This is a genomic window from Sphingobium sp. PNB (genome assembly GCF_019873065.1).
GTDB lineage: Bacteria > Pseudomonadota > Alphaproteobacteria > Sphingomonadales > Sphingomonadaceae > Sphingobium > Sphingobium fuliginis.
The window spans coordinates 19,574-32,197 of record NZ_JAINEZ010000063.1; the positions used below are offsets into that span (position 1 = coordinate 19,574).

At 64.9% G+C, this 12,624-nt stretch carries 11 protein-coding genes; 8 read left to right on the forward strand and 3 right to left on the reverse strand.

The window, feature by feature from the left end:
- The first annotated feature begins 2 nt into the window (after positions 1-2).
- Positions 3-479, forward strand: coding sequence for a type II toxin-antitoxin system RatA family toxin (locus K7W03_RS18870; RefSeq protein ID WP_025548914.1), 477 nt, complete (start codon positions 3-5; stop codon positions 477-479).
- On the opposite strand, the gene K7W03_RS18875 is transcribed toward K7W03_RS18870, so the two are convergent.
- Positions 425-943: a CinA family protein gene (locus tag K7W03_RS18875; protein ID WP_025548915.1), complete on the reverse strand. Its 519-nt coding sequence runs from the start codon at positions 941-943 to the stop codon at positions 425-427. The genes K7W03_RS18870 and K7W03_RS18875 overlap by 55 nt on opposite strands.
- A gap of 5 nt (positions 944-948) precedes the next feature.
- Positions 949-2,115, reverse strand: a complete 1,167-nt coding sequence (locus K7W03_RS18880; protein ID WP_222887054.1) for a bifunctional 2-C-methyl-D-erythritol 4-phosphate cytidylyltransferase/2-C-methyl-D-erythritol 2,4-cyclodiphosphate synthase — start codon at positions 2,113-2,115, stop codon at positions 949-951.
- 106 nt (positions 2,116-2,221) lie between these two features.
- On the opposite strand from K7W03_RS18880, the gene dusB reads away from it, so the two are divergent.
- From dusB to hflX, 7 genes are all read left to right on the forward strand, one after another.
- On the forward strand, positions 2,222-3,241 hold the full coding sequence (dusB, locus tag K7W03_RS18885; RefSeq protein ID WP_025548918.1) for a tRNA dihydrouridine synthase DusB: 1,020 nt from the start codon (positions 2,222-2,224) through the stop codon (positions 3,239-3,241).
- On the forward strand, positions 3,238-4,347 hold the full coding sequence (locus tag K7W03_RS18890) for a two-component system sensor histidine kinase NtrB (RefSeq protein ID WP_025548920.1): 1,110 nt from the start codon (positions 3,238-3,240) through the stop codon (positions 4,345-4,347). The genes dusB and K7W03_RS18890 overlap by 4 nt, the downstream gene beginning before the upstream one ends.
- A gap of 13 nt (positions 4,348-4,360) precedes the next feature.
- The gene (gene ntrC, locus K7W03_RS18895) at positions 4,361-5,806 is read left to right on the forward strand and encodes a nitrogen regulation protein NR(I) (protein WP_044663153.1); all 1,446 of its coding nucleotides are present in this window, start codon (positions 4,361-4,363) and stop codon (positions 5,804-5,806) included.
- A 151-nt stretch (positions 5,807-5,957) separates the two neighbouring features.
- On the forward strand, positions 5,958-8,222 hold the full coding sequence (locus K7W03_RS18900) for a HAMP domain-containing histidine kinase (RefSeq protein ID WP_025548923.1): 2,265 nt from the start codon (positions 5,958-5,960) through the stop codon (positions 8,220-8,222).
- Positions 8,212-9,585 (forward strand): sigma-54-dependent transcriptional regulator, encoded by a 1,374-nt coding sequence (locus K7W03_RS18905; RefSeq protein ID WP_044662332.1) that lies wholly within the window; start codon positions 8,212-8,214, stop codon positions 9,583-9,585. The genes K7W03_RS18900 and K7W03_RS18905 overlap by 11 nt, the downstream gene beginning before the upstream one ends.
- Positions 9,586-9,740: 155 nt before the next feature.
- Positions 9,741-10,223: an RNA chaperone Hfq gene (hfq, locus tag K7W03_RS18910; RefSeq protein WP_025548924.1), complete on the forward strand. Its 483-nt coding sequence runs from the start codon at positions 9,741-9,743 to the stop codon at positions 10,221-10,223.
- 65 nt (positions 10,224-10,288) lie between these two features.
- The gene (gene hflX / locus K7W03_RS18915; RefSeq protein WP_222887055.1) at positions 10,289-11,620 is read left to right on the forward strand and encodes a GTPase HflX; all 1,332 of its coding nucleotides are present in this window, start codon (positions 10,289-10,291) and stop codon (positions 11,618-11,620) included.
- A gap of 57 nt (positions 11,621-11,677) precedes the next feature.
- Here the strand turns inward: hflX and mazG are convergent, their stop codons facing one another.
- Positions 11,678-12,466: a nucleoside triphosphate pyrophosphohydrolase gene (gene mazG / locus K7W03_RS18920; RefSeq protein WP_222887056.1), complete on the reverse strand. Its 789-nt coding sequence runs from the start codon at positions 12,464-12,466 to the stop codon at positions 11,678-11,680.
- Between the last annotated feature and the right edge of the window lie 158 nt (positions 12,467-12,624).

A 12,624-nucleotide genomic window follows, 5' to 3' on the forward strand; every position in this document is an offset into this window, starting at 1 on the left:
CGATGCCCAAGCATAACGAAACGAGGCCGCTTCCCTATACGCCCGAACAGATGTTCGACCTGGTGGCGAATGTGGAGGCCTATCCCGAATTCCTGCCCTGGGTCAGCGCGATCCGGGTGCGGTCCGACAGCGATTCGGAAATGGTCGCGGACATGATCGTCGGGTTCAAGGGGATCAAGGAGAGCTTCACGTCCCGCGTGCACAAGCATCGGCCGGACCATGTGCGGGTCGATTATCTGGATGGGCCCTTGAAGCATCTCCACAATGAATGGAGCTTTCGCGACGACGGCAAGGGCGGCGTTCTGGTGGATTTCGAGGTCGAGTTCGAATTCAAGAGCAAGCTGTTCGAGATGCTGGCCGGCCAGGTGTTCGACAAGGCGCTGCGCAAGATGATCGGCGCGTTCGAAACCCGCGCGGCGGAGCTTTATGGCGCGGGCGAGTCGGGCAGCAGCAGTTCGAGCGCGCACAGCGCCGCCTGAAGGCGGACGCCGCCCCGACCCGTATCCCCGAAATAATGCATGTCGGCCACGATCTTGTCGGGGCTGGCGCCGCGTTCGGCGCGGGCGAAGACGACGGTGCCGACCGGTTTCTGCTCCGATCCGCCGCCGGGGCCGGCTATGCCGGTGATGGCGACGGCGACATTGGCGTGGCTCTTGTTCAGCGCGCCCTGCGCCATGGCCCAGGCGGTGGCGATGGAAACCGCGCCGAAGGTTTCGATGACATCCTGCGATACTTTGAGAAGCTCGCTCTTCATGTCATTGGAATAGGTGACGAAACCGGCTTCGAACACCTCGGACGATCCGGCGATTTCGGTCAGTGCGGCGGAGACAAGGCCGCCGGTGCAGCTTTCCGCCACGGCGATGGTGCGACCGGCGCGACGGTTGGCGGCGACGACGCGCTCGGCCAGTTCGACAAGCGACGCGGGAAGGATGCTATCGGGCATGGCGATCAGATTAGCGCGGGGAGGGAGAGCGTGGCAACAGCCTGTGCGGCAATACCCTCCCGCCGACCGGCGAAGCCCAGCCGTTCGGTCGTGGTCGCCTTTATGCTGACCCGGTTGGGAGGAAGGTGCAGGATTTCCGCGATCCGGGCGCGCATGGCGTCCCTGTGCGGGCCGATTTTCGGCGCCTCGCAGATCAGCGTCAGGTCGACATGCTCGATAAAGCCGTCCCGTTTTGCGACGCGTTCCGCCGCATATTCCAGGAAACGGGAGGAGGCGACTCCCCGCCATTGCGGGTCGGAGGGCGGGAAATGGCTGCCGATGTCGCCCTCCGCCAGTGCGCCCAGCAGCGCATCCACCAGCGCGTGGATCGCCACGTCCGCGTCGCTGTGCCCAGCGAGGCCCCGGTCGTGCGGAATGCGGACCCCGCAGAGCCAGAGCTCCTCATCGGGGGCCAGCCGGTGGACGTCATAACCCATGCCGGTCCGGACGCTGCGGGCAGCGCCCAGCCGGGCTTCGGCGCGGAGGAAATCTTCGGCATAGGTCAATTTTTCCAGCCTTTCATCGCCAGCGACCAGTGTGACGTCATGGCCCGAATGCCGCAATATCTGGGCATCGTCGGTTGCTTCCCGATTGCCGTCCCAGCTTCTGTGCGCGGCCAGCAGGGCATCGAAGCGGAAGGCCTGCGGCGTCTGGACCCGGAACAGGCCATCGCGGTCGACGACGTCCCCCGCTTTATCATGTTCGCTTCTGACCAATGTGTCTGCAACCGGTAAGGCAGGAATGGCGCCGGGCGCTCCCTCCAGCGCGGCGAGCAGCCGGTCGATCACCGTCGCGGGGAGAAAGGGACGGGCAGCGTCGTGCACCAATATGCGCGCCGCGCCACCGGCGGACGCTATATGCTCAAGACCGGCGCGGACGGACCCGCGGCGGCTGTCGGCGCCCTGAACGATGGCCGACACGGTGCGGCTTTCCAGTGCGGCGCGTGCATCCTCCTCCTGCCCCGCGCCGACGACCAGGACAACAGAACCGATGGCGGTATGCCCGGCCAGCGCGTCGACGGCGTGGGCGAGGACCGGCTTGCCGCCGATGCGCCGGAATTGCTTGGGAATGTCGCCGCCCGCGCGGCTGCCCTGACCTGCTGCGACCAGCAAAGCGACGGTTCTGTCTGTCATGGCCGCGCCTGTATCGCAGTGCCGGGCCAACCGCCAGCCCCGCCTCGCTTGCCGATGATGCGGATTTCCGCTAAGGGCTGCCTGTTTTTTAGGCAGTGTTGGAATGATGCAGAGGCTTTCCCCGATTTCCATAGGTCCGGTGACGATTGACATGCCGGTCGTGCTGGCGCCGATGACGGGCGTGACGGACATGCCGTTCCGGACACTGGTCCGCCGCTATGGCTCCGGCCTCAACGTGACCGAGATGATCGCCACGGCGGCGATGATTCGCGAGACGCGCCAGTCGCTGCAGAAGGCGGCCTGGCATCCGCTGGAGGAGCCCGTATCGATGCAGTTGGCCGGCTGTTCGCCCACGGAAATGGCGGAGGCGGCCAAGCTGAACGCGGATCGCGGCGCGGCGATCATCGACATCAACATGGGCTGCCCGGTTAAAAAGGTCGTGAATGGCGATGCGGGCAGCGCGTTGATGCGCGACCTGCCGCTGGCCGCTTCGCTGATCGAGGCGACGGTGAAGGCCGTCGATGTGCCGGTCACGGTCAAGATGCGCATGGGTTGGGATCATGCCAGCCTGAACGCGCCCGAACTGGCCCGGATCGCGGAGGATCTGGGCGCGAAGCTGATCACCGTTCATGGCCGCACGCGCTGCCAGATGTACAAGGGGTCGGCCGACTGGGCCTTCGTGCGCAGCGTGAAGGATGCGGTGTCGCTGCCTGTCATCGTCAACGGCGACATCTGCTCCATCGACGATGCCGAGACGGCGCTGGAACAGAGCGGCGCCGACGGCGTGATGATCGGGCGGGGCGCCTATGGGCGGCCTTGGCTGATCGGGCAGGTGATGCACTGGTTCCGCACCGGGGAACGGCTGGCCGATCCTGCGCTGGAGGAACAATATCGCGTGATTACCGAACATTATCGCGCGATGCTGGAGCATTATGACAATCATACCGGCGTCAACATGGCCCGCAAGCATATCGGCTGGTACACCAAGGGGCTGCCGGGTTCGGCCGAGTTCCGCAATGCGGTGAACCAGGAGCCGGACGGCGATGTGGTGCTGGACATGCTGGCGCGCTTCTACGAACCGCTGATCGCCGACGAGGGGCCGGTCGAGACGCGCAAGGCGGCATGACGGCGGCCATGACGACCATCCCGTCGCTTCGACCGCAACAGGATGGGCCTTCGCTTTCCGAACTGATGACGGCGTTGCCGGTCGCGACCCTGGTGGTGCGGCCGGACAACAGCATCGCCGATGCCAATGTCCGCGCCGAAACGCTGCTCAACATGGCGCGATCGGCCATTGTCGGCAGCGACATAGCACGGACCATCCGCATGGCGGAAATGGGCGCGCGCTTCGACATCTGGCACAGCAACAAGCCGATCGCCGCCTATGACATCCGCGTGCATGCGGGGCGCACGGCGGAAATGGAGGTCGACCTGATGATCGCGCCCATCGTCGATCATGAAGGCTGGCGCGTGGTATCGATCCACACCCAGAGCCAGGCGCGCAAGATCGGCCATCGCGGTACGGCGGGCGGCGCGCGATCGGCCATCGGCGCGGCGGCGATCCTGGCGCATGAGATCAAGAATCCGCTGTCGGGCATCAGGGGCGCGGCCCAGTTGCTGGAATCGGGCAATGACGGACGGGACGCCGCGCTGACGCAACTCATCTGCAATGAGGTGGACAGGATCGCCGCGCTGATCGACCGGATGCAGGACTTCACGACGGACCGGACCCTGGAGTGCCGCAGCGGCAACATCTATCCGCTGATCGACCGCGCGGCGAATATCGCCGCCGCCGGTTTCGCAAAGGATATAAGGATCGTAAAAAGTTATGATCCATCCCTGCCATTCGCCAATATCAACGAGGATGCGCTGGTGCAGGTGATGATCAACCTGCTCAAAAACGCCGCCGAGGCGCTGGAGCACAGCAGGAAGCCCCGGATAAGGGTGGAGACGGCGTTTCGCCATGGCGTTTCCGTAGTGGTCGGCAAGGGGAAGGGCAGCGCGGTGCTGCCCATCGAAATCCTGGTGGTCGACAACGGGCCGGGCGTGCCGGAGCATATATTGGATCACCTGTTCAATCCCTTCATCACCGGCAGGCGGGACGGGACGGGGCTGGGGCTGGCGCTGGTGGACAAGCTGGTGCGCGACATGAACGGGTTCGTGCAATATTCGCGCGATCATGAGGCAGGGGAATCGACCTTCCGCATCCTGCTGCCGATGGGAACGGGGTGATGGCGGCGAGATGATGGCGGTGACGGGCTCGATTTTGGTGGTGGACGACGATCCGGCGATCTGCGTGGTCGTGGGGGAAGCGCTGCGGCGGCAGGGATACAGGGTCAAGACGGCCGCATCGATCCGGGAGCGGAGCGCCCTGCTGGAAAGCTTTTCGCCGGACGTCCTGATCACCGACGTCATGCTGCCGGACGGCGACGGGCTGGATGGGGTCGCGGAGATTCTGGAACGGCGCCCGGCGCTCAGCATCATCATCCTGTCGGCGCAGAACACATTGAATACGGCGATCCGCGCCACCGAAAAAGGCGCGTTCGAATATCTGCCCAAGCCCTTCGATCTCAATGAGCTGACGCGGGCCGTGTCGGATGCGCTGGGATCGGGGAAGGGGGCGGACGAGGAAGCGGCCGATGCCGGCCTGCCGCATGACGGATTGCCGCTGGTGGGTCGTTCCCCGGCGATGCAGGAGGTGTATCGGACCATCGCCCGGGTCCTTTCGAACGACCTCAGCATATTGGTGCTGGGCGAATCCGGGACCGGCAAGGAACTGGTGGCAGAGGCGATCCATAGCCTGGGACAGAGGCGGACCAAGCCGTTCGTGCCGATCAACATGGCCGCCATCCCCCGCGAACTGATCGAGGCGGAACTGTTTGGTTATGAAAAAGGGGCCTTCACCGGCGCCCATGCCCGCACCGCAGGCAAGTTCGAGCAGGCGCAGGGCGGCACGCTGTTCCTGGACGAGATCGGGGACATGCCGATGGAAGCGCAGACGCGGCTGCTGCGCGTCCTTCAGTCCGGAGAGGTCACGACCGTCGGCGGCTCCAAATCGGTCAAGGTGAATGTCCGCATCATCGCGGCCACCAACAAGGATCTGCCCAGGCTGATCGAGGAGAACCGCTTCCGGCAGGACCTCTATTACCGGTTGAACGTGGTCCCCATCGCGCTTCCGGCGTTGCGCGAGCGGCGGGAGGACGTGATCCTGCTCGCCCGGCATTTCCTCGACCGCGCGGCGCAGGAGGGGTTGCCGCGCAAGTCGCTGTCCGACGATGCGGCGCAATTGCTGATGGCCTATCACTGGCCCGGCAATGTGCGCGAACTGCAGAATCTGATGCAGCGGCTGGCGGTTCTGAGCCGTGAGAACATGATCACCGCCGACATGCTGCGCAACAGCCTGCCGTTGGAAGCCGTGCCCGCCGATTATGCCGCCCCCGGCGACCTGCTGGGCCAGGCGGTGCGGGAATGGGCGAAGCGGCAACTGGGCATCGGCCTGACCCAGCCGAACCGCAGCCTGCATGACGACCTGCTGGCCGTGGTGGAGCCGATCCTGTTCCAGGAGACGCTGGCCAGCGTCGACGGAAACCAGATACGCGCCGCGGGACTGTTGGGCATCAACCGCAACACGCTGCGCAAGAAGCTGACCGACTATGGGCTCGATCCCTTGCAGCTTCGGATCGGCGATTAGAATATTCGGCGGGGAGGATCGGTCAAGCCGATGCGTTCGGATCGACCGTTCCGGGCGGCGGCGACGAACCGACCGCGCTTTTCGACCGGAAGCGCCATGCCCATCAATTACTGTGTTTGATCGGGCACATTAATGTTGTAACCAAGCCACTATGGAAGGCGCAGTGACTCTGCCGGCGCGGGGCCGGGCATGGAAAAGGCATTTCCCCCTTTTCCTGCGCCGCCGCCTTGCCGCGGTGGTGGAGGCGGTGACGCTTGTTCTGTTCCTGGGCATGGCGGGCATCACCTATTTCCTGCTGACGGGGCAGGGGCAATCCTACACATTGCTGACCCCGCCCATCGTGGCGTTGCTGCTGGTCGCCAATCTGGTGCCGGCGATTGCGCTGCTGGTGCTGCTGGGACGGCGGGTGGCGAAGCGGCGCGCGGCTCAGTCCGCCATAGGGAGCGACGGGCAGTTGCACGTCCGTCTGGTGGCGATATTCTCCATCGTCGCCAGCGTGCCCATGCTGCTGGTGGTGATCTTCGCCTCCCTGCTGTTCCAATATGGCGTGCAGTTCTGGTTTTCCGACAGCGCACGGGGCATGCTGCAAAATGCGAGCGACCTGGCGCGGGGCTATTATGAGCAGAACCTGCGCGACGTGCGTGACGAAACCGTCACCATGGCGAGCGACCTGCGCGATTATCTGAGCCAGTCGAAAGTCTCCAGCCCGCGCTTTGCCGAAGGTTATATCTATCAGGTCGTCACGCGGAAGCTGAACCGTTCCGCGATCATCGAGATCGGCAAGGACGGCGTGGCGCGCACGGCGGCGACGGTCGATCCGGAAAGCCGGCCGGCGTCGGAGATGCTGACGCCCGACGTGGTGAAGCGGCTGGAAGCCGGCGAGGATGTGGTGGTCGCCGCCAAGCCCAACCAGATCGAGGCGGTGACGCTGCTCTATCCCAACGCGAAAATCTATCTCTACGCTACCCGCGATTCCGGTTCGACGGCGTTCAGCAATGTCGAGCGGGCGCAGAAGGTGTTGTCGGATTACGACATTTTCGCCGCGCAGTCCCGCGCCTTGCAGTTGCGCTTCAACATATTGCTGTTCGTGGGATCGCTGCTGCTGGTGGGCGTGGCGGTCTATATCGCGCTGAAGGTCGCCGACTGGATGGTGCGGCCCGTGAACGAACTGGTCATGGCTGCCCGGCGGATCACGGCGGGCGACCTGTCGGCGCGCGTGACCAGCCCCCAGGCGCGGGATGAGATCGGCACATTGGCCGCCGCGTTCAACCGGATGACGCAGAGGCTGGAAGCGCAGACCGGCGCGCTGGTCGCGGCGAACAGCCAGCTCGATGAACGCCGCGCCTTCATCGAGGCGATCCTGTCGGGCGTGTCGGCCGGCGTGCTGTCGGTGGACCGCGACGGCATCATCCTGCTGCTCAACAGTTCGGCGGCCGCCATATTGGTGCGGGAGGGGGACGATCCGGTGGGCTGTCCGCTGACCGAAGTGTCGCCCGAGCTGGCGGCGCTGATCGCTTCGGAGGAGGATGCGGGCATCGTCCAGATCCGCGCCCATGGCGACGTGCGGACGCTGGCGGTCAAGGTTTCGGAGGATGCGTCGCGCCACATCCTGACCTTCGACGACATCACGCAGCAGCTTTCCGACCAGCGGCGGGCGGCATGGTCCGACGTGGCGCGGCGGATCGCGCATGAGATCAAGAACCCGCTGACCCCGATCCAGCTTGCCGCCGAACGGCTGCAACGTCGCTACGCCGAGGAGGTGACGAGCGACAAGGCCACCTTTACGCGCCTGACGGGCACCATCGTGCGGCAGGTGGGCGACCTGCGGCGGATCGTCGACGAATTCTCCTCCTTCGCGCGCATGCCCAAGCCGGTGTTCCGGCGCGAGCGGATAGACGACATTGCCCGCCACGCGCTGTTCCTGCACGAAGTCGCCCATCCCGATATTCGGTTCGAATATCATTCGATGGATGGCGATGCGGAAATGGTCTGCGACCGCCGGCAATTGGGCCAGGCGCTCACCAACATCGTCAAGAACGCCGTCGAGGCGATCGAGCCCAAGCCCGCCGCGGATGGCGACCATTGGCGCGGGCAGGTGTCCATGACGGTGGAGCATGACGGCGGCAACCTGCTGATCGCGGTGCAGGACAATGGCATCGGCCTGCCGCCGGAACGCGAACGCATATTGGAGCCTTATATGACCACCCGGACCAAGGGCACGGGCCTGGGCCTCGCCATCGTGAAGAAGATTGTCGAGGAGCATATGGGCGAAATCCGCTTCGACGACGCCGATGGCGGGGGCGCGCGCGTGACGTTGCGCTTCCCGGTGGCGGCGCTCGAGAAATTGGAAGAGGGGCAGGTCATCGCCTTGCCCCATGGGAAAACGACTGGAAAAGTGACAGCCAATGGCGCTTGATATTCTGATAGTCGACGATGAGGAGGACATTCGCGATCTGGTCGCGGGCGTCCTGGAGGATGAGGGCTTCACCACCCGCACCGCCGCCAATAGCGACAGCGCGATCGAGGCGCTGGACGCCCGGCGGCCTTCGCTGGTGTTGCTGGACGTGTGGTTGCAGGGATCGAAGCTGGACGGGCTGGAACTGCTGGACGAGATCAAGCGGCGGGATGCGACCATTCCGGTGCTCATGATCTCCGGCCATGGCAATATCGATACCGCCGTCGCCGCCATCCGGAAGGGAGCGGCGGACTTCATCGAAAAGCCGTTCGAGGCGGACCGGCTGCTGCATCTGGTGTCCCGCGCGACGGAGACGGAGCGGCTGCGGCGCGAAAATCAGGTGCTGCGCGCCCGTTTCGGGCAGGATGACGAACTGACCGGCACTTCGGCGGCGATCAATGCCGTTCGCGCCACGATCAAGAAGGTGGCGGGGACGGGCAGCCGGGTGCTGATTTCCGGGCCGGCGGGCGTCGGCAAGGAAGTCGCCGCGCGCATGCTGCATAGCTGGAGCGGGCGGGCGGACGCGCCCTTCATCATCGTCGCCGCCGCGCGGATGGACCCGGATCGTGTCGAGGAAGAGCTGTTCGGCGTCGAGGACCCGAGCGGGCTGGTGCGTCCGGGCTATCTGGAGCAGGCGCATGGCGGCACGCTCTATCTCGACGAAATCGCGGATATGCCGCTTACGACGCAGGCGAAGATCCTGCGCGTGCTGACGGACCAGAGCTTCACTCGCGTCGGCGGGCAGCGGCAGGTAAAGGTGGATGTCCGCGTCATTTCCTCGACCGCGCTCAACCTGGCGACGGAGATCGAGGAGCGGCGTTTCCGCGAGGACCTCTTCTATCGGCTCAACGTCGTGCCCCTCATCATCCCGCCGCTGGCCGAGCGCCGGGATGACATTCCACCGCTGGTCGAGCATTATCTCGCCCGTTTCGCGGCGGAGCGCCGGGTGCCGCCGCCGGAGATCGCCAGCGACGCCATGGCCGCCTTGCAGGCCAATGAATGGCCGGGCAATGTCCGTCAGCTTCGCAACGTCATCGAGCGGACGATGATCCTGGCGCCGGGCGAGCGGATCGGGCGGATCGAACTGGACATGCTGCCGGCCGAACTGACGAGCAACGGCGGTTCGGAGGGGATGGGGCAGTCAGCGATCATGGGCGCGCCGCTCCGCGAGGCGCGGGAAAGCTTTGAGCGGGAATATCTGCGCATCCAGATCCGCCGCTTTTCGGGCAATATTTCCCGTACCGCCACCTTCATCGGCATGGAACGTTCGGCCCTGCACCGGAAGTTGAAGCTGCTGGGAATTACGGATGGCAAGGATGGTTGAGGTAAACTGAACGATCTTCAGCCAAACAGGGCATGGACGGCCCTTCGCAATTGCGGTAGGCTTGCCTCGCTTCCGACAGGCGGGGGCGGGCAAGACACTCTGCTTAAGGGTGCGAGAGCGGGTAACGTCCCGCCAATAAAGGACTGGTGAAGACCATGGCCGACAAAGTGAACAACCTTCAAGACATCTTCCTGAACAGCCTGCGCAAGAGCAAGACGCCCGTGACCATGTTCCTGGTCAAGGGTGTGAAGCTGCAGGGCATCATCACCTGGTTCGACAATTTTTCCGTGCTGCTGCGGCGGGACGGGCAGTCGCAGCTGGTGTACAAGCATGCGATTTCGACCGTCATGCCCGCGCAATCCATGGATCTGACCGAATTGCGGAAGGCCAGCGACGGCAATGGCAAGTCGAAGCTGCTCCAGGAAATCTTCCTGAGCGCGGTGCGCAAGTCCGGCAGCCCGGTGACGATGTTCCTGGTGAACGGCGTCATGTTGCAGGGCGAAATCGCCGCCTTCGACCTCTTCTGCATGCTGCTGGAGCGGGACGGCATGGTCCAGCTCGTCTACAAGCATGCGATTTCCACCGTGCAGCCGCTGCACGCGCTGGACCTCACCGGCGAGGGTGAGGGCGAGGATTGAACGCTTTTTCTTGTCCCCGCCCGGTTTCCGATGAAGCCGGCGGGGGCCGGAAGCGTTAAGCCACCATGGCTGTCTTCAACCGAGATTCCGATGACGAGGTGTCGCGCGGCGCGCGCGCCATTGTCGTGCGCGCCGATGTCCATGGTCCGGAACGTCGCGACAGCGATGCGCGGCTGGAGGAGGCGAGGGGCCTTGCCCTTGCCATCGGCATCGACGTGTGCGCGGCGCAGGCCTTCCGCGTGCGCGACCGCAAGCCCGCAACCCTGTTCGGCAGCGGTCAGGTGGACCAGATCGCGACGCTGGCGCGGGCCGAAGAGGCGGAACTGGTCATCGTCGACAATGCGCTCAGCCCCGTGCAGCAGAGCAATCTGGAAAAGGCGACCGAAACCAAGGTCATCGACCGGACCGGCCTGATCCTGGAGATATTCGGTGAGCGCGCCGCGACCAATGAGGGGCGCCTGCAGGTCGAACTGGCGCATCTGGATTACCAGGCCGGGCGGCTGGTGCGAAGCTGGACCCACCTTGAGCGGCAGCGCGGCGGCTTCGGTTTCCTGGGCGGTCCGGGCGAAACGCAGATCGAGGCTGACCGGCGGATGATCCGCGACCGGATGGCGAAGATCAGGCGGGAGCTGGATCAGGTGACGAAGACGCGCGGCCTGCACCGGGCGCGGCGGCAGCGGGCCCCCTGGCCGGTGATCGCGCTGGTGGGCTATACCAATGCGGGCAAGTCCACGCTGTTCAACCGGCTGACCGGGGCTGACGTCATGGCGGAGGATTTGCTGTTCGCGACGCTCGATCCCACGATGCGGCAGATCGCTTTGCCGGGGCTGGACAAGGCCATTCTTTCCGACACCGTCGGGTTCGTTTCGGACCTGCCGACGCAGTTGATCGCGGCGTTCCGCGCGACGTTGGAGGAAGTGCTGTCGGCCGATCTGATCGTCCACGTCCGCGACATAGCGCATCCCGACAGCGACGCCCAGCGCGACGACGTCATGGACGTGCTGGGCGAGCTTGGCGTCGCGGGGGAAGGGGCTCTGGAAGCGGGCGAGGGCGATGAACCGCCGCCTATCATCGAAGCGTGGAACAAGCTGGACCTGCTGGACGAGGATGCGGCGACGCTGGCGCGGGAGACGGCGGCGCGGCGGAACGATGTGGTGATCCTGTCCGCCCTGACCGGCGAGGGTGTCGATGACCTTCAACGCGCGATCAGCACCCGGTTGACCGCCGGGGCGCAGGTCCATCACTTGCATGTGCCGCTGGCGGACGGTGCGGGGATGGCGTGGCTGCACGAACATGGCGAGGTGATCGGCAGCAGGGCGGAGGGCGAGGATATGCTGGTGGATGTCCGGCTGTCCGATTCCGCGTTGGCGCGGTTCCTCAAGCGCCGGGGAAATTAACCTTACTGGACGAAATGCTGGAACCGGGTTCCGGCCTATCCAGGACCATCTCGCCTATCAAGCCTGTCGCAACTGCCGCTTCGCCTGTTGCCACAGGCCTTCCTTCTCATCGAGCGGGAGCGTGGGGAAATCCTCGCCGGCCAGTCCCTCCATGATGCGGAAACGCTTGTCGAACTTGCGATTGGCGGCGCGCAGGGCGACTTCCGGATCGACTTTCAGATGACGGGCGAGGTTGACCACGGCAAAGAGAAGGTCGCCCACTTCCTCCTCCCGTTCGGCCTGGGTAGTCGCCGCCTGCACCTCGTCCAATTCTTCTTCGATCTTGTCGATGACGCCGCCGATGTCGGGCCAGTCGAACCCCGTGCGGGCTGCGCGTTTCTGAAGCTTTTCGGCGCGGAGCAGGGCAGGCAGCGCAATGGCGACACCTGCCAGCGCGCTTGGATCGGGTTCCTTCTCGGCGCGCTCGGCGGCCTTGATGGCTTCCCATTGGGCATGGCCATCCGTGCGCCCGGTTCCTTCGCCAAAGACGTGGGGATGACGGCGGATCATCTTTTCCGTGATGCCGTCGATGACCTCCTGCAATGTGAAATGGCCGGCCTGCTCCGCCATGCGGCTATGGAAGGCGACCTGCAGCAGCAGATCGCCAAGTTCGTCCCGCAGGGCCGCCATATCGTCGCGCTCTATGGCGTCGGCGACTTCATAGGCTTCCTCGATCGTATAGGGCGCGATGCTGGCGAAGTCCTGTTCGACATCCCAGGGGCAACCGGTGTCGGGATCGCGCAGCCGTGCCATGACTTTGGCGAGCGGCATGATGTCGGCGGGACTCGCCTTGCTGTTGGATGACATGCAGGACTCTGGATCAAGTGGGTGGGATTGGGAGGATGATAGGGTGCCGGATGGGCCAAGGCCAGCTTTCGGCGGCGGTTTCCATTTGAAGCGCGACACCCGAGGTGATGCGTAGCATTTCATCCGGGGTGGGGCGAGCCCCACCCCGGATGGCAAAA